15 protein-coding genes and 1 tRNA gene are annotated in these 15,927 nt (G+C 69.4%); 8 read left to right on the forward strand and 8 right to left on the reverse strand.

All coding sequences use genetic code 11. The features are described 5' to 3' along the window. Position 1: 1 nt before the first annotated feature. The 4 genes from ACFOPH_RS04245 to ACFOPH_RS04260 all read right to left on the reverse strand — a co-directional run bounded on the left by ACFOPH_RS04245 (position 2) and on the right by ACFOPH_RS04260 (position 5,719). Positions 2-1,624 (reverse strand): hypothetical protein, encoded by a 1,623-nt coding sequence (locus ACFOPH_RS04245; RefSeq protein WP_379733747.1) that lies wholly within the window; start codon positions 1,622-1,624, stop codon positions 2-4. A 2-nt stretch (positions 1,625-1,626) separates the two neighbouring features. Continuing rightward, on the reverse strand, positions 1,627-3,987 hold the full coding sequence (locus tag ACFOPH_RS04250) for an FtsW/RodA/SpoVE family cell cycle protein (RefSeq protein ID WP_379733749.1): 2,361 nt from the start codon (positions 3,985-3,987) through the stop codon (positions 1,627-1,629). Between the two features lie 20 nt (positions 3,988-4,007). Then, positions 4,008-4,997, reverse strand: coding sequence for a protein kinase domain-containing protein (locus tag ACFOPH_RS04255; RefSeq protein WP_379733751.1), 990 nt, complete (start codon positions 4,995-4,997; stop codon positions 4,008-4,010). Between the two features lie 263 nt (positions 4,998-5,260). Further along, positions 5,261-5,719 carry a glycine zipper domain-containing protein gene (locus tag ACFOPH_RS04260; protein ID WP_312553480.1) on the reverse strand — a complete coding sequence of 153 codons (459 nt, stop codon included), beginning with the start codon at positions 5,717-5,719 and terminating at the stop codon, positions 5,261-5,263. 217 nt (positions 5,720-5,936) lie between these two features. Here ACFOPH_RS04260 and ACFOPH_RS04265 point away from each other — a divergent pair, with 217 nt between their 5' ends. Both ACFOPH_RS04265 and ACFOPH_RS04270 read left to right on the forward strand, forming a co-directional pair. Continuing rightward, a complete protein-coding gene (locus ACFOPH_RS04265) occupies positions 5,937-7,073 on the forward strand; it encodes a metallophosphoesterase (protein WP_312553477.1) in 1,137 nt (378 codons plus the stop codon). Positions 7,074-7,140: 67 nt separating this feature from the next. Next, a complete protein-coding gene (locus ACFOPH_RS04270; protein ID WP_379733754.1) occupies positions 7,141-8,574 on the forward strand; it encodes a M20/M25/M40 family metallo-hydrolase in 1,434 nt (477 codons plus the stop codon). Between the two features lie 9 nt (positions 8,575-8,583). Here the strand turns inward: ACFOPH_RS04270 and ACFOPH_RS04275 are convergent, their stop codons facing one another. Continuing rightward, entirely contained in the window at positions 8,584-9,558 is a 975-nt protein-coding gene (locus ACFOPH_RS04275) for an IS1595 family transposase (protein ID WP_379733756.1), read from the reverse strand. A gap of 238 nt (positions 9,559-9,796) precedes the next feature. Here ACFOPH_RS04275 and ACFOPH_RS04280 point away from each other — a divergent pair, with 238 nt between their 5' ends. Beyond that, a complete protein-coding gene (locus ACFOPH_RS04280; RefSeq protein ID WP_312550587.1) occupies positions 9,797-10,555 on the forward strand; it encodes a type 1 glutamine amidotransferase domain-containing protein in 759 nt (252 codons plus the stop codon). A 179-nt stretch (positions 10,556-10,734) separates the two neighbouring features. Here ACFOPH_RS04280 and ACFOPH_RS04285 read toward each other — a convergent pair whose 3' ends face one another. Continuing rightward, positions 10,735-11,094 carry a DUF1566 domain-containing protein gene (locus tag ACFOPH_RS04285; protein ID WP_379733758.1) on the reverse strand — a complete coding sequence of 120 codons (360 nt, stop codon included), beginning with the start codon at positions 11,092-11,094 and terminating at the stop codon, positions 10,735-10,737. A gap of 678 nt (positions 11,095-11,772) precedes the next feature. Between ACFOPH_RS04285 and ACFOPH_RS04290 the strand changes: the two genes are divergently transcribed. Continuing rightward, the gene (locus ACFOPH_RS04290; protein WP_312550585.1) at positions 11,773-11,949 is read left to right on the forward strand and encodes a hypothetical protein; all 177 of its coding nucleotides are present in this window, start codon (positions 11,773-11,775) and stop codon (positions 11,947-11,949) included. A 29-nt stretch (positions 11,950-11,978) separates the two neighbouring features. On the opposite strand, the gene ACFOPH_RS04295 is transcribed toward ACFOPH_RS04290, so the two are convergent. Continuing rightward, on the reverse strand, positions 11,979-12,650 hold the full coding sequence (locus ACFOPH_RS04295; protein WP_379733760.1) for an SOS response-associated peptidase: 672 nt from the start codon (positions 12,648-12,650) through the stop codon (positions 11,979-11,981). 120 nt (positions 12,651-12,770) lie between these two features. Here ACFOPH_RS04295 and ACFOPH_RS04300 point away from each other — a divergent pair, with 120 nt between their 5' ends. Then, entirely contained in the window at positions 12,771-13,187 is a 417-nt protein-coding gene (locus ACFOPH_RS04300; protein WP_312550583.1) for a hypothetical protein, read from the forward strand. A 9-nt stretch (positions 13,188-13,196) separates the two neighbouring features. Further along, positions 13,197-13,394: a hypothetical protein gene (locus tag ACFOPH_RS04305; RefSeq protein WP_379733762.1), complete on the forward strand. Its 198-nt coding sequence runs from the start codon at positions 13,197-13,199 to the stop codon at positions 13,392-13,394. On the opposite strand, the gene ACFOPH_RS04310 is transcribed toward ACFOPH_RS04305, so the two are convergent. Next, positions 13,379-14,446 (reverse strand): GNAT family N-acetyltransferase, encoded by a 1,068-nt coding sequence (locus ACFOPH_RS04310; protein WP_312550581.1) that lies wholly within the window; start codon positions 14,444-14,446, stop codon positions 13,379-13,381. The genes ACFOPH_RS04305 and ACFOPH_RS04310 overlap by 16 nt on opposite strands. A gap of 299 nt (positions 14,447-14,745) precedes the next feature. Here ACFOPH_RS04310 and ACFOPH_RS04315 point away from each other — a divergent pair. Beyond that, positions 14,746-14,832: transfer RNA gene (locus tag ACFOPH_RS04315), tRNA-Leu, on the forward strand. Between the two features lie 280 nt (positions 14,833-15,112). Continuing rightward, positions 15,113-15,901: a hypothetical protein gene (locus ACFOPH_RS04320; protein ID WP_312550580.1), complete on the forward strand. Its 789-nt coding sequence runs from the start codon at positions 15,113-15,115 to the stop codon at positions 15,899-15,901. Positions 15,902-15,927: the final 26 nt, after the last annotated feature.

Below are 15,927 nucleotides of genomic sequence, written 5' to 3' on the forward strand. Positions count from 1 at the left end.
TTCAGACCTCGATCCGCAGCACGCGCAGCACGTAATGGCCGGCGACCAGGTGCTGCCCGGCCGGGACCAGGTAGGGCGCCTCGGGCGTGGCGCCGTCGAGCGTTGCGACAAAGCCGAGCCGCTCGTCGAGGTGGTACAGGGCCTGGGTCGGCGACAGGCGCCCCACGCGCCAACCCTCGGGTCCGGCCTCGAAGCTGAAGGCATTGCGCGACAGGCCGAGCCGGTCGGGGCTGCCGGCATCCGCGCCGTCGGCGCCGCTCAGGCTGGCGGCCTCGAACACGCGCAGCGCGGCCAGGGCCGGCGTGCCGCGTCCGAACGCGATGCGCGCGCCGCCGGGCACCGGCAGCGCGGGCGCCTGCGGCAGGCAGACTAGGGCGCTGTAGCGGTCCGCCAGCTCGCTGGCGGGCGCCAGCACGCGCAGCTCGACGCCGTCCAGCGGCGCGAAGCGGTTCGGCACGGCGATGCGCTGGCGGCCGCCGGCGCCGACCGCGTACACCTCGTCGGCCTCGTCGACCGCGAAGCCGATCAGGCTCTCGGCGCCGGGCGCGCCGACCGCGAGCTGGCGGTCCAGTGCGAATTCGAGCAGGCGGGCGCCGGTCTCGCGGTAGCGGCTCATGCGCGGCAGGGCCAGCGCGGCCAGGCTCACGCGCTGGCGCGCCACCGGGGCGAAGGTCGCCTCGCTCGCGCTCTGGGGACGGGCGCGCGACAGGGCGGGCGTGGCGGTCAGCTCGGCATCGTCCAGCGTGCGTGCGCGCGATTTCCAGACGGCGGGGGCGCGGCCTGGCGCCGGGGCGGCGCTCGGCTGGTGCGGCGCCGGAGCTGGAGCCGGAGCTGGAGCCAGAGCTGGAGCCGAAATCGGCGCCGGTGCGACATGCTGTGCGGGCGCCGTCGCCGCGCCCTGGCGCGTGATTCTCAGCAGCAGGCGCGCGGTGCTGCCCGACGCGTCGCCGCGCCGGGAGCGGATGGCGTAGTAGCCGCCGGCGGCGTCGAAGCTGCACTCGAAGGCGTCTTTCGGCCGCACCTGCACTTCCATCGGCGCGTCCGGGCCGTCGTTGATCAGGAGGATGGCGCCGTCCAGCGCGAAGGGCCAGCCCGGCACGGCGTGGGTACTGCTCGCCGCGTCGTGGCCGAGGACGGTGAGGCGCTGGCCCGGATAGACCGGGCACACGGTTTCCCAGATAGCGCTGTCGCGCGACACGCTGACCGAGTACAGCAGCTGTTCGCCGGGCGCCGGCAGGTAGAGCGCATGGCCGAACTTGACTTCGACCTGGCCCGCTTCGAGCTGCTCGGAGCCGACCACGTGGTAGCGCACCTCGTCGGCGCCGAGCAGGTCGCCGAAGTCCTTCTGGTGCAGCGACTGCAGGGTTTGCGCCAGGTCGCGCACGCGCGCGCCGCGGGTCAGGTGGCGGTCGTCGTCGACCTCGTCCTGGGGCAGCACCAGGGTCACGTGCGAGAAACAGCGGGTGGCGGCGCGGCCGCGCTGCTCGCGCGGCGCGCGTTCGAGCAGGTCGCGCAGCAGCGGGCGGCGTGCGAACAGCGCCAGGCCGGGCGCCTGCCACAGCGCTTCGGCATCGAAGACATCGCTCACCTTGCCTAGGGATTCGTGTTGGACATAGACCGGCATGATTAACTCTCCTCTAAAGATTGGGCATCCGCGGCGCCGAACGCTAGCAGGGGGAAGATGAAAAACAGGAGGTGCGAGCCGCCCGCCGACAGGAAGCTCATCGGCTGGCCCATGATCGGGAAGAACGCGAGATTCGTGCCCCAGGACAGCAGGAAGTGGCCGGCGACGAAGGCCGCGCCGCCGATCAGCACGAAGCAGCGCAGGCGGGCGCGCCAGGCGTGGCGGAAGTCGCGCGCCGTGCCTGCCGCGCGCCAGGCGCGCAGCGCCATGTGCAGCAGGGCGCACAGGAACAGTGCCTGCAGCGTCCACAGGCCGAGCGCCGCGGCCAGGCCGTGGCGGTTCAGGAAGAACGCGGGCGCAAAGTCGTCCTGGACCGCGGGAATCGCCAGCGCATCGCCTGCGCCTTGCCCCAGCGCCGCCAGGCCGAACACGCCGTCGGCGCCGAGCCAGCCGCCCTGGGCGATCGCGTGCGCGCCCAGCAGCAGTTGCTGGCCGGTGTGCGGATGGGTGCCTGGGTCGAGCCAGACCAGGAAGCGCTCGCCGTAGAAATTCCAGTGCGCGATATCGGCGGGACTCGTGCCGCGCAGCAGGGCGATGGCGGCCACCGCGCCGCAGCCGAGCAGCAGCAGGGCCAGGCTGACGCCGCGGCGCCGCGCGGCCAGCGACCAGGCCAGCAGCATGCCGCCGCCCCAGACCAGCAGCAGGATCAGGGGCGAGTAATCGTCGACCTGGACCAGCGCCACCGCCAGCAGCAGCACGAACAGCAGCGCCGGCGATGCCAGGCGCAGCCAGCGCAGCAGGGCGCCCTGGCGCGACTCTGCGGCACCCAGACCGAGGGCGATGCAGTGCGCCGCGAGCAGGGTCAGCGCGAGCTTGGCGAATTCGACCGGCTGCAGGTCGAACACGCCGGTCTCGTCGCCCCAGCCGACCTGGGCCAGCAGGGCCAGCACCGCACAGCCGGCCAGGGCCAGCAGCAGCCACTCGACCCGGGCCTGTGCGAGCGCACGCCCCCGGTACAGCGACGCCAGCCCCGCCAGCCCCAACCCGAGCGTGGTGGCGGCGGCGGTCTTCTGGAAGTGGCGCATCCAGGACGTGTCGGCGGCCGCCGCGCCCAGTTCCAGCTGCAGCAGCAGGCCCGCTGCCAGCAGCAGCACGCCGCTGGCCAGCACCGCGTTCGGGCGGCGCGGCGCGAGGGCATACCAGAACGCGGCCCAGGCCGGCAGCAGGGTCCAGAAGGCGCCGGGCGCCTGGCCGGCACGCTGGAACACCAGCATCGCCAGCCCGAGCAGGGCGAGCGCGAAGCCGGCGCCCAGGCGCGCCGCCTGCCGCGGCTGGCGCCGGTACGCCGTGCGCCAGGCGCCGAGCGCGGCGAGCAGGCCGCAGCACAGGGCGATGCCGGCCGCCCAGGGCAGCCAGGCGGGAAGCAGCCAGGGCCGGCGTGCTTCCCACTGCCAGTGCACGGCCTCGGGCAGTTCGGTGCGTGCCTCGGGAAACAGGGCCACGCGGCTGACCGGGCGCAGGCGCAGCAGGTCGCCGTCGATCCCGACCAGCATCCGCGTGCGGCCGACCGTCAGGGCGTCGGCGCCGTCGAGCGCCTGCTCGCGCAGCGCCAGGTCGACCGGCACGCCGTCGAACGCGGCCAGCAGCGGCGTGCGCTGCGCGCCGGTGGCAGCGTGCAGGACCGGCACGCCGTCGGCGAAGTCGATGCCGGCGCTGCCGGGCCCGAGGTCGGGGTTGCCGATCGTGGTCGCGCAGGACAGGTTGCCGCCCAAGCGCAAGGGGCGCCGGAAGCCGAGGAAGGCCGGCATCCAGCGGTTCCAGGCGTGCGCCAGCCGGGCGCCCAGCGCGGCTTGCGGGCAGGCCGCCAGCGGCTCGTCGTCGCGGCGCAGGACGGCACCGTCGTAGTCCCAGCGCTGCCGGGCGTCGCTGAAACGCAGTGCGCCGCCGCCGGCCCGCTCCACGGTATAGGCCACGGCGCCGAGCGCGAAGCGCTGGCCAGGGGACAGCGCCAGCGTGCCGCTGCGGCTGCGCGCGCCCAGGCGCTCGACGCCGAAGCCCTGCATGCCGCCGGCGCTGGCGATCCACCAGCGCCCGGCCGTGTCGCGGCGCAGGCGCAGGTGGCGCGGTTCGGCCTGGGGCGCCGCCAGTTCCGCGCGGCCCAGTTCGATGGCGGCGCCGGGCGCCAGCCGGAGCGTGACCTGGGCGGGACTGAAGGCCGGCGCCATGCGCAGCAGGGCCAGCGCCTGCAGCGCGCACAGGAGCAGCAGCGCGGCCGTGGCCAGCGTGCGGATACCGAAGCCGCCGAAGCTGCCGGCGCTGCTGGATCCGCCGGATCGGCCGGTGCCCACGATGCAGCCCGTCATATGGCCCCGCATGTTCCTCATCATGCGGCCCTCCGCGCCAACGCCGGATCACCCTGGGCGGCGGCGATCAGGCGGCTGATCTCGAGCGCGTGGCGCGGGCGGTCCTGGGGACGCGCGGCCAGCAGGGCGCGCAGCAACGCCAGCGCCGCCGCCGGCCGGCCGGGGCCGTCCGCGGCGTGCGCGCAGTCCAGGAAGTGCGCGGCCTCGTCCTCGGCCAGCAGCGGCGGCAGGGCGCCGTTCCAGGCGGCGCGCAGCCGGGCGCCGGCCTGGGCGCCGTGCTCGCGGTAGGCCTGGGCGCAGGCGCCGTGGTAGCGTAGCGTGGCGCCATCGGTGACCAGGTAGAAGAGAATCGCGCCCAGCGCGAAGTAGTCGCTGCGCGCATCGGTCAGGTAGCCGGCGGATGCGTGCGCGGAATCGAGGGGGAAGAACTGTTCCGGCGCCTGCCAGCTGGCGGTGCCGAGATAGGAGTGCAGGCCGGCGTCGACCAGGCTGCGGTTGGTGCCGAAGTCGGCCAGCTTGACGGTGCCGGCGCCGGCATCGACCAGCAGGTTGCCCGGCTTCAGGTCGAGGTAGCGCCAGCCGTGCTGGTGGACCTTGGCCAGGGCCGCGTTGACCTGGCCCAGCCAGGCCAGCGAGCGCACCAGGCCGATACGGCGGCCGGCGCCGTTCTGCTCCGCCATGTAGCTCGCCAGGTCGCCGTCGAGCAGTTCCAGCGCCAGCGCCGGCAGGCCTGCGTGCTCGCCATGGTCGAGCAGGCGCACGATGTGGCGCGCGTCCCAGGGCGCGAGGCTGGAAAGGAAGCCGATCTCGCGCGCCGCGCATTCGCGCCAGCGCGCGCGCACATCGAGCGGCGCACGCTCCATCTGTTCGCGGTTGACCAGCTTGAGCGCGACCGCACCGCCGCTTGCGGCCTCGGCGCGCCAGACCAGGCCATAGGCCGAGCCGGCCAGCTGTTCGCACAGCCGGTACTGGCCGTGCGCGAGTGTCACGATGTCGCCGCTGTCGTACATGCATCCCTCCGTCGAAGCGGCAGGCGCCGCCGTCCAGGCCTAGCGGAGGGAAGGGGAAACTAGGATGGGCGGAGCTTTTCCGCCCACGTGGTGATCGTCGAGGGCCAGTCAGTCGGGTGCCTTCCCGTCGAGCCGCGACAACGGCGCGGAGCCGTTACATGCCGGTAACGGTGCAGCAAGCTGTTCCGCCCAGCGCAGGGACGAAAAAAAGCCGCGTCGACGACGCGGCTTTCCGAAGTGCGGATTGCGCGATGCAGCCTGGATCAGCGGCGGCCGTCGCGGTCCCAGCCGCGGCCGCCGCGGTCATGGTCGCGGCCCCAGTCGCGCCGGTCATGGTCGCGGTCCCAGCCGCGGTCGTTGTGGCGGTGACGCGGTTCGGTGTAGACCACGGTTGGCGGCCGGTAGTAACGCGGCGCCTCGTAGTAGACCGGACGCGGCTGGGCGTATACCGGGGCCGGGCCGTAGTGGACCGAACCGTAGCCGCGGCCGCCGCGGTTGTCGTAATAGCCGCGGCGATCGTCGCGGGTGCTGATCGAGTTGCCGACCGCCGCGCCGAGGACGCCGCCGACCAGGGCGCCGGTGCCGCCGCCCGCACTGCCGCCAATTGCTGCGCCGAGCACCGCGCCGACCGCCGTATTGGTGCCGCGGTCGCCAGCGAATGCCGAGGGCGAGACGGCAACCGCGGCCAGGATCACCGCACCAAAGCATTTTTTGTTCAACATGGCTTTTCCTTTTTCCCTGGCATGGATCGGAATGATCGCAGTAATGCCGGGCATGGACTCACTATAGTTCGGCCCGCCGGGCTTCTCATCGACTAATACAGACTTTTACAAGTCGTGCTGGTCCCGTAACATTCTTTTGACAAGGCGAGTGCCTGGCCTTGCAGACCGCCGCGCCCGCCCCATCTAATCCAGATCCTGTCTATTCATTGCGCAATCCATGTCAGCTCCCCGCCGCAACCTGTTCACCGTCCTGGCCCTGCTCATCCTCCTGCACGTCTATATCGGCGCGCGCCTGATGCCCGACATGGGGCTCGGCCTGGGCGGCATGCTGGTGGGCATCGTGCTGCTGGGGCTGTCGACGGCATTGGTGCCGCTCGGGCTGCTCTCTTCCTCGCTGCGCCGGCGCCGCTGGTCGGAACGGCTGGCCTGGCTGGGCCTGCTGTCGATGGGGCTGTTCTCCTCGCTGATCGTGCTGACCTTCCTGCGCGATATCGTCCTGCTGGTGCTGCGGCTGGCCGGATTCGGCGATCCCGGCTTCAGTCACTGGAGCGCGGTCGGGGTGCCGCTGCTGGCGCTGGCGGTCACCGTGATCGGCTTCGTGAATGCACGCCGCCTGGCCCGGGTGAAGAAGGTCGACGTGCCGATCGCCGGCCTGCCGGACGAGCTGCACGGCTATTCGATCGCGCAGATCTCGGACATCCACGTCGGCCCGACCATCCGCCGGCCCTACCTGAACGCGATCGTCAACCGCGTGAATGCCCTGAAAGCCGATGCGATCGCGGTCACCGGCGACCTGGTCGACGGCAGCGTGCAGCGCCTGGCCCTGCATACCCAGCCGCTGGCGCGGCTGTCGGCGCCCGACGGCACCTTCTTCGTGACCGGCAACCACGAGTATTACTCGGGCGCCGAGGAGTGGATCGCCGAGCTGCGCCGCCTGGGCCTGACCGTGCTGCTGAACCAGCACGTGGTGCGCGAGCGCGGCAAGGCGAAGCTGATGATCGCCGGGGTGCCGGACTTCACCGCCCACCACTTCGTGCCCAGCCACCGCAGCGACCCGCAGCTGGCCGCCGCCGGCGCGCAGGAGGTCGACGTCAGGATCCTGCTGGCGCACCAGCCGCGCAGCGCGCCTGCCGCCGCCGAGGCCGGCTTCGACCTGCAATTGTCGGGCCATACCCATGGCGGGCAGTTCTTCCCGTGGAACCTGTTCGTGCCGCTGCAGCAGCCTTTCGTCGCCGGCCTGCACCGGGTGCGCGCGCTGTGGGTCTACACCAGCCGCGGCACCGGCTACTGGGGACCGCCCAAGCGTTTCGGTGCGCCATCCGAAATCACCCTGGTGCGCCTGGTGCCTGCGTAAAGACAGCGAAAAGTTGCCACATGCGCTAACCTGCGTGTCTCGAAAACGTGACCGAAGGAATTAACGCATGAACCGCCGCATCCGCATTCCCGCCCTCGGCCTGCTGGCCGCGTCCCTGCTCGCTGTCTCGGCCCAGGCCGCCAGTCCCGGCAACCATCCGGCCGCCCTGGGCAAGATCCGCGACACCGCGATGGCGAGCGATTACGCGTGGGAACGCACGGCGGACATGACCGACCTGATCGGCCCGCGCCTGTCGGGCTCGGCGGGCGCGGCGGCGGCCGTCAACCAGGTCGCCGATGCAATGCGTAAACTCGGCGCCAGGGTGACCTTGCAGCCGGTCAAGGTGCCGCACTGGGTGCGCGGCGAGGAAAAAGGCGAGCTGGTCGAGTACCGCGGCAGGCCAAGCGGCATCACCCAGCGCGTGGTGCTCAGCGCGCTCGGCGGCTCGGGCGCGACCCCGGCCGACGGCATCAAGGCCGAGGTGATCGTGGTCTCCAGCTTCGACGAGCTGAAGGCGCGCGCGGCCGAGGTCAAGGGCCGCATCGTCCTGTTCGACGTGCCCTTCGACCAGCACATGGCCGAGCGCGGCCTGGCCGGCCAGGCCTATGGACAGGGTTCGACCTACCGCGTCAACGGTCCGCGCCTGGCGGCCGAGATAGGCGCGGCGGCGGCGCTGGTGCGCTCGGTCGGCGGCGCCAACTACCGCCTGCCGCATACCGGCAACTCGGGCCTGCAGGACGGCGCCCGCATCCCGGCGGCGGCCGTCACGGTCGAGGACGCCATGCTGATGAGCCGCCTGGCCAAGCGTGGCCCCCTGAGCATGCGCCTGGTGCTGACGCCGCAGATCCTGCCCGACGCCGACAGCTACAACGTGATCGCCGACCTGCCGGGTACCGACAAGCCGGACGAAGTCGTGATCGTTTCCGGCCACCTCGATTCCTGGGACCTGGCGACCGGCGCCCACGACGACGCGGCCGGCGTGGCCAGCGCGATGGCGGTGTTCGACACCCTGAAGAAACTCGACTACCGGCCGCGCCGCACGATCCGCATGATCGCCTGGATGAACGAGGAGAACGGCACCCGCGGCGCGCGCACCTACCTGGAAGCCCAGCAGGCGAACGCCGGCAAGCACATCGGTGCGATCGAGAGCGACAACGGGGCAGGGCGCCCGTTCGGCCTGCGCGCCAGCGTACCGGCGGCCTCGGCGAAACTGTTCGCGCCGCTGCAGGCGGCACTGCAGCCGATCGGCGCCGGCGTGTTCCAGCGCCAGGATGCGCTCGCGACCGGCGACCTGTCGGGCCTGGAGCGCGCCGGCGTGCCGAGCTTCGCGCCGCTGCTCGACACCTCGACCTATTTCGACTACCACCATACCGCCGCCGACACCCTGGACAAGGTCGACCCGGACAACCTGCGGCGCCACGTCGCCGTCATGACAGCGACCGCCTGGTTCCTGGCCAACGTCGAGGAGCCGGTCGGCCGCGCCAACGTGCCGGTGAAATAAGAGGCGCTGTCACCGTTCGCTGTGGATGAGTCCGATGGCAAGCCGGAACAATTGATCGGCAGAAGTGATCTTCCCGCCATCGAGCATCCGGCGCCATCCCAGGTAGTTCGGCAAGTAGCGCGACGCGACACCATGGAAAGGCGCCAGCCATGCCCGCAAGCGCTGGTGATAGGCGTTCACGTTCTGTACGTGGATGGCGCCCCTTGGGCCTGGCCGGACACGCTCGCCGGCGCTGAGATTGACGGCCTGGTGCGCAATACCGTGGGCACGGGCGAAAACACGATAGGCCGCGTTCGCGTCCGTCACAAGCAAGACGTCCCTGTCCAGGAAGGGCAGCAGGTGGCGCTCGAGCTGGATCTTGCTGACCGGGCCGCGGCCGGTGACGGCATCGATAGTCTGCTTGTTGCGGTCACGCGCCACGAGAATGCAGTCGAGTTCGCGTGAAATGCCGCGCCTGCTGGCCGCGCCACCCCGCTTGCGCGCCGGCCGATCGAGCGTGCGCGAACCTTTCTGGGATTCCAGGATGAACATTTCGTCGGCCTCGGCGATACCGTTCAGTCGGGCCGGACGGTCCGCCTTCACCCGGTCCAGGAAGCGGTGACGCCAGCGGAAAGCGGTGTTACGGTGTACCTTGACGCCGTCGGCCGCCGCCCGCACCGGGCGCGATGCCCGCAGCGCATCGAGATAATCTAGCCATTTTCCACGCAGCCGCAAACCTGCCAATGGCGTGCCGGTCAAATCATTGAAAGTACGCCGGCACGCGCGGCAGCGGTAGCGCTGCAGGTCGTTGGCGTGGCCATGCCGGTGCCAGCGTTCACACCGGCAATGGGGGCAGCAGCGTCCGGCCGACCTGACTTGTGCGATCAGCGCGAGCACCTGGTGCAGCCCGGCAGCCGGTCGCAAGGCGTCGAGAACGCGCAGCCGCTGGGGCCCGTTCAGTGCGGGCAAGGCCGCAAACCACTTCGTAAAGCGAGGCGCTTTCATGATTGACCCGTATCGATGGCGATGCGGGTTGGACCGTGAATGAACTCGACAGTTCACTGCTCATCCATAGCTAACGGTGACAGCGCCAAATAAGAAGGTGGAGGGTGCAACAAGGTGGAGGGCTTTTCTTTCACTCCCGCAATAGCGAATGCTGCGCCGCAGCGCGCGCGCCCGACCGTACGCGGCCAATCCGGCCGTTCAGGTAGACTCCCCCGCACATATCTCAACGGAGGACACCATGACTGGACGGAAGAAACTGGTTGGACAGCGTATCGCCGTGCTTGCTGCGGACGGCTTCGAGAAAGTGGAATTGACGGCGCCGGTGGCGGCGCTGCGCGCGGCGGGCGCCGAGGTGGACATCGTCTCCCTGAAATCGGGCAAGATCCGCGGCATGAACCTGCACCAGCCGGCCGACCTGGTCCCGGTCGACTGGACCGTGGACGAAGTCAGCGCCCGCGACTACGATGGCCTGCTGATCCCGGGCGGCTTCATGAATCCCGATGCGCTGCGTCAATCGAGCGAGGCCCGCGATTTCGTGCGCGCCTTCGACCTGCTCGACAAGCCGATCGCCACGCTCTGCCATGGCCCCTGGGTGCTGGCCTCGGCCGGCCTGCTGTCGGGCCGCACGCTGACCTCGTGGCCGGGCGTGCGCGACGACATGGTCCATGCCGGCGCGACCTGGCTCGACCAGGAAGTGGTGCGCGACGGTAACCTGGTGACCAGCCGCGGCCCGCAGGACATGGTGCCGTTCGTGCGCGAAATGGTGCAGCTCTACGCCGGCGGCCCGGCGAGCAACGGCGCGCTGCGCCGCCGCCATTCCGATCCGCAGCGCGAAAGCCCGAGCGCCGTCACCGGCGCCGCCATGCGCTGGATGCCGCGCTCCCCGATCGGCGCAATGCTCGGCCTGGCCCTCTTGGGGGCGGGCGTGCTGGCGGTCAGCCGTGCCAACAATGGCGAACGCATCTCGGCGACCGAGGCCCGCGGGGCATCGGAATAAAGCGGCGAAGCAGATCGGCGTCGCCGGTCGGCGACGCAGGGCAGGTATGAGCAGGCACGGACAGGCACGGATGAAAGCATCCGTCCACGCCCGCCAGTGCCCGCTCCTTGCCCGGGGTGCGGCGTCGGCCCGGCTGTGCCAGCCGGCCACGCCGACCACGATTGCCGGCCGTGAGGCGCCTATTCGATCAGCACCCGCCGGACGGCCCGCGCGTGGCCGCGAAAGGGCCGCCCGTAGACCGTCTGGATGCCGCTTGCGAAGTTCTCGCCCCAGACCAGCTGGGCGCGTGTCTCGTGCGGCTCGGACGACCAGTACCATTCGCGGGAGAATTGCTCGCGCAGGTTGGCGAAAAGCAGCGACAGTTCGCGCCGGTTCGGCAGTTCCCCGCCTTGCGAGCCCGCCCAGTCGAGCGCGCCCGGCCAGCTGACGTCGCCCACGTCGCCGGGAAGCAGGATCAGGTGATGGTCGGGTTGCCCCTCCTTGCCGAGGATGACCCCGGCGTAGTGCTCGCCTTCCTTCAACGTCTCTCGTAATTGCATATAGATGCCCATCGTGTCCTCGTGCGTCGGTGTGTGCGGCCATGTATGACACCGGCCTCGTCGCTTTAGTTGCCGCTCCGGACACGACCTGGATCAGACCTTTAGGCGATTGCAGAGGAATCGAGGCGATATGTCGTTGATGTACAAGAGGATTTTCTTTGGCAGCAACAGGGTGGATGCGCAATAAACCGCAGAAAAAAACGGACTTACCACAGAAGCGCTGATCTGGCGCAGATGGTCCCCAGGCGTGTATTGATTTGACAAGCTGTTCGTGTAGAATCAGATGTTTCATGTGGTCGGTGTTCCGCTTGTTGCGGCGCGCCGATGGTGGTTCGAATACGGTACAGGCATGTCACGCTTCCAGCACGATCAGTCGTTCAATCTGGCGTCCCGTCACACGGCGGCGCCTGTTCGCGCATGTTTCCGCGCCGCTTTCTGCGCCGCTTTCTGTGCCCTATTCCACGCGCTTCCCCATCTTCGCCTCCAGCACGCGCGCGCCGGCATTCCGGCCAGTGCCGCCTGTGCCCGCATTTCCGAGCATCTCGCCCGGCTTGGTTGAGCTCGGCCGACAGCTTGCTGTCGTGCGCCGAGCATGCCCAACCTCCCGCCGCCGGCTGCGGCCGGCATTCACAAGCTCAGGCAGTTTTTACCAAGAGGCCGCCAATGGAAACCCTAGAGATGAACACGGAACAGAAATCGCAACCAATCAAACATAGCGCCGAGGCCACTTCGCGCCGTCCGCGCCGCCGCATCGCGCGGCAACTGGTCGAACGCGGACAACGCCTGCGCAACCGCGCCGGCGTGCTCGTCGGCGTGGCGCTGGGCTTGCTGGCCCTGGTCAGCGCCCTTGAATAAGGGCTGAGCAGGCAGGCCCGTGCCTGGCGCTATTCCGGCAGCGGAAGCGCCATCTGCGGGCTGTTGACGCCGGCGCGGTTGACGGCCGGCGTCACCTTGAACCACTCGAAGGCGTCCGGTGGCAAGGCCGCGTTGCGCGCCAGTTCCACCGCCGCCTCGGGCGCGAGCGCCGGGTCCAGCCACAGCGCCGCGTCGGCGGCATCGAGCACGACCGGACGGCGATCGTGGATGTCGAGCATCCCTTCGGCGGCATCGTCGGTCACCAGCACGAAGCCGGCTTCGGCCCGGTCCTCGGTGAAAGTGCCGAAGTTCGCCAGCGCCAGCATGAACAGCGGCGCGCGGTCCTTGCGGTGGATGTGCCAGGGCTGCCGCTTGCCCTTTTCGCCGGTCCACTCGTACCAGCCTTCGGCCGGCACCAGCGCGCGTCCATTCTTGAGCAGGCGGCTCCAGTAGCGGTTGGTCAGCTTGTCGAGGCGGGCATTGATGGCGATCGGTATCTTGCCCTCCGCCCATTTCGCGCGGTAACTCCAGAACACGTCGTCGATACGGCGCTCGCCGTCCTGCACATGCATGACGGGGCGGTAGCTGCCCGGCGACACGTTATAGGCCGGGGTCGATTCGCTGTCGTACAGCGCGTCGGCCCAGCCGAAGACGCTCGCGTAATAGCGTGCAGTTTGGCTTTGGTCAAATCGTCCACACATGGGGAAATGGTACTGCAAATCCGGCAGCTGCACGATTGCGCGGAATCCGGGCCGTTCGGCCCGGCTGCAAGGTGCTATCCTGCGCGTAGACAGCGCTTGATATATATGAAAGGAAATAACATGGCCGTAGGCTGGCTGAAAGTATTGAAGGCGGTTCCGTGGAGCGACGTGATCGCGGCCGCGCCGCAGGTGGCAAACGGTGCGCGCAAGCTGTGGGACACGGTCGGCCGCAAGCAGGCAGCGCCGGGCGCGATGGGCGCGATGGGCGAGGACGCGATCATGCCGGCCCAGGCCATGGGCGAGGACGGTGTCGCGCTGCTGGCGGCGCACATCGAACAGCAGGACGTGGCGATCGCCCAGATGCACAGCCAGTTGCGCGAGGCCTCGAAGCTGATTACCGAGCTGGCCGACCAGAACGCCCAGCTGATCGCCAAGATGGAAGCGGCGCGCGGCCGCCTGCAGGTGGTCGGCGTGGTCGCGGCGGCCGGCCTGGTGGTGTCCTTCGTGTCGCTGGTGCTGGTCCTGGTGCGTACCTAAGGACGTTCGATGAAGTTTGTCCTGATCTTCTTTTTCCTGTTTATCTTCGTGTCGATGCTGCTCAATTCGAGCCGCAAGCGCGGCATGCTGGGCGAGGACGCGAACAAGGCAGTCGCCGGCCTGGCCACCGCGATGCGCTGGTTCCTGTATGGCCTGCTGCTGCTGGGCGCCGCCGTCTGCGCGGTGATGATCTACCAGGGCGCATGAAGCGTTGCGCCGGGTAACGGCGTCCCTGTCGGTCTGGAAGGGACCGGCGCCGCGGCGCGCACCTGCGCGTCCATGCGCTCGAGCAGCCAGTGCAGTTCGCTCACTACGCGCCGCCGTGCCTGGGCCGGGCCGCGGCGGTAGAACAGCTGGTTGCAGTCCTCGCCGGCTCCGCGTATGTCCAGGTCGGCAAAACCCATCTTCTCCAGTCCACGGCGCGAACGCGCGTTGTAGTCGAAGGACTTGGCGTAGCAGCAGCGCAACCCGTAGGCCCGGCGCGCCAGCGACAGCAGCAGGGCGCCGGCACGCGGACCGAAGCCCCGGCCCTGGAAGTCGCGGCCCAGCCAGTAGTAGAAGAAACCCACGTCGCGGTACACCGCCAGGCTGACGCAGCCGATGAAACCCCATTCCCGGTGCAGCACCGCGTGCGGCAGGCGGTCGCCGGCGCGCCAGACGTCGGCCAGCCAGTAATGCCAGTCGAGCTCGTCGACGAAGGCCGGCAGGCAGCACAGCGCGGCGATCGCCGGGTCGTACTGCCAGGCGAAGTCCCGTGCGTGGTGGTGGGCCAGCGGTTCGAGCGCGAGGTCGTCGCGGCCGGACTGGAACCGGCCGGCGGACGGGAAACGCGCGCGCCAGTCGCGCCAGGAGCGCAACTCCTCGACCAGGCGGGCATGGCGCGCCTCGGCCGGTTCTCGCGACTGCAGACCGCGCGCCAGGTCGAGCGCGCGCTCGGCCTTGCCGAGGGCGCGGCAGGCGTCGATCAGGTGCAGGGTTGCTCCGGTGTCGAGCCGGTCCATGCCCTGCAGGCGCACGGCAGCCGCCTCGGCCTGCGGCCAGTCGCGCCAGTCGGCGGCCAGCCCGAGCAGCGCACGCAGGTCGGCGAGCGACAGGTGTGCACCGTGCTCGGACCAGTGTGCATGCAAACGTTCGAGCAGCGCGGTACGCTGCGCCGGTTCCGGCGCCGCGCCAAGCGCCAACAGGCGCGGCAGGGTGGTGGACAGGGGCCCCGTTGCAGCGCCTGCACAAGTATCGAACAGCCCGGCCAGCTCGCTCATCCCTTCGCTCCTCTCGCCGGCGCTTGCCGGACATTGCGAAGAGGAAATAATAGCTGCGTTGAAGTGTGTGCGACTGCGCCTACGTAAAGACAGGAAGAAATTTACCTGAAATTTACCGCTGCGGGCCTTGAGACCGAGCCTACCGCCCATACGATAAGAAATGTCTCCAACTCAGACCAACTGAGCGTTTGCCGCTGTCGCACCTGCTGCGACGGCGGCATTTTTTTAACGCCGTCACCTGACGAGAATGTTGCTACTCTGACCCTAGCCTGCGTGTCTGTGCTACAATCCTGCGCTCTGCCCGGATGGTGAAACTGGTAGACACCCGGGACTTAAAATCCCGTGCTCGAAAGGGCGTGCCGGTTCGATCCCGGCTCCGGGCACCACTATTCATGCGGCTTTCGTCGCGGACGCCACAGCATGGCGCTTCCGCAAAAGCGCCATGGTTCCGCAATCTTCCCGCAATTCTTCCGCAGTCCTCCCGCAATTCTCCTAGCGCGGTCCTGGCCTTGTTTCCCCGGCCTTCCTACATGGTTCGCGACGCCAGGCGAAATTTGCATGCAGACGCGGTCCGGCAACCCGCACCGGTCCTTTAGCTCAGCCATCGAATAGTCTAGAATGCACCCCGGCGCCATGACGGCGCAACAAGAAGTGCAAGGACCTACATTGAACATCACGATACACGACGATCTGCGTGCCTTCGTCGACCCGCTGACCGACATCGAATACGCCGCACTGGAGCGCAGCCTGCTTGCCGAAGGCTGCCGCGACGCGCTGGTGCTGTGGGGCGACGTCCTCATCGACGGCCACAACCGCTACGAGATCTGCCGCAAGCACGGCATCGAATTCCGCACCGTCCAGAACGACAAGTTCTCGTCCATCGAGGACGTCATGCTCTGGATGATCGACAACCACCTGGCGCGCCGCAGCGTGTCCGATTTCCAGCGCGGCCTGCTGGCGCTGCGCAAGAAGGAAATCGTCACCGCGCGCATGGCCCAGAAGATGGCCGAGGAGCCGCCCGCGCCGACGCCGGACGACATGGATTCGCGCCCGCCGCCGCCATGGAACACCCGCGAGGAGGTGGCCAAGGCCGCGCGCGTCTCGAGCAACACCATCAGCCAGATCGAACGCATCCAGAAGGCGGCCGCGCCCCAGCTGGTCGAGGCCGTGCGCGCCGGCACCATTTCGCTGAGCGCCGCGGCCAACGTGGCCCAGCTGCCGCAGGAAGCCCAGATCGCGGCCGTGGCCGGCGGCAAGAAGGAACTCCAGCAGGCCGCGCGCCAAGTGCGCGAGCAGAAGCTGGCGGCCAAGCCGCGCAAGCAGGGGCCGGACGGCGAGCCGATCGATGAGAAGGCGGCCTTGAAGGCCGAGATCGCGTCGCTCAAGGACCGCATGGCGACCCTGTTGACCGAGAACGAGATCCTCAAGCAGAAGCTGGCCAACGCCGGCCTTTGATTCAAGAAGAGATAACAACAAGGAGA

Origin of the sequence: Massilia haematophila (assembly GCF_042647645.1) — a bacterium.
In the GTDB taxonomy this organism is placed as follows: domain Bacteria; phylum Pseudomonadota; class Gammaproteobacteria; order Burkholderiales; family Burkholderiaceae_D; genus Telluria; species Telluria haematophila.

Coding starts and splice junctions, on each gene's coding strand:
- ACFOPH_RS04280 (WP_312550587.1), top strand. CDS start 9,797: ATGACTGGACGGAAGAAACTGGTTGGACAGCGTATCGCCGTGCTTGCT.
- ACFOPH_RS04290 (WP_312550585.1), top strand. CDS start 11,773: ATGAACACGGAACAGAAATCGCAACCAATCAAACATAGCGCCGAGGCC.
- ACFOPH_RS04265 (WP_312553477.1), top strand. CDS start 5,937: ATGTCAGCTCCCCGCCGCAACCTGTTCACCGTCCTGGCCCTGCTCATC.
- ACFOPH_RS04255 (WP_379733751.1), bottom strand. CDS start 4,997: ATGTACGACAGCGGCGACATCGTGACACTCGCGCACGGCCAGTACCGG.
- ACFOPH_RS04260 (WP_312553480.1), bottom strand. CDS start 5,719: ATGTTGAACAAAAAATGCTTTGGTGCGGTGATCCTGGCCGCGGTTGCC.
- ACFOPH_RS04295 (WP_379733760.1), bottom strand. CDS start 12,650: ATGTGTGGACGATTTGACCAAAGCCAAACTGCACGCTATTACGCGAGC.
- ACFOPH_RS04310 (WP_312550581.1), bottom strand. CDS start 14,446: ATGAGCGAGCTGGCCGGGCTGTTCGATACTTGTGCAGGCGCTGCAACG.
- ACFOPH_RS04270 (WP_379733754.1), top strand. CDS start 7,141: ATGAACCGCCGCATCCGCATTCCCGCCCTCGGCCTGCTGGCCGCGTCC.
- ACFOPH_RS04285 (WP_379733758.1), bottom strand. CDS start 11,094: ATGCAATTACGAGAGACGTTGAAGGAAGGCGAGCACTACGCCGGGGTC.
- ACFOPH_RS04300 (WP_312550583.1), top strand. CDS start 12,771: ATGGCCGTAGGCTGGCTGAAAGTATTGAAGGCGGTTCCGTGGAGCGAC.
- ACFOPH_RS04250 (WP_379733749.1), bottom strand. CDS start 3,987: ATGACGGGCTGCATCGTGGGCACCGGCCGATCCGGCGGATCCAGCAGC.
- ACFOPH_RS04245 (WP_379733747.1), bottom strand. CDS start 1,624: ATGCCGGTCTATGTCCAACACGAATCCCTAGGCAAGGTGAGCGATGTC.
- ACFOPH_RS04275 (WP_379733756.1), bottom strand. CDS start 9,558: ATGAAAGCGCCTCGCTTTACGAAGTGGTTTGCGGCCTTGCCCGCACTG.
- ACFOPH_RS04305 (WP_379733762.1), top strand. CDS start 13,197: ATGAAGTTTGTCCTGATCTTCTTTTTCCTGTTTATCTTCGTGTCGATG.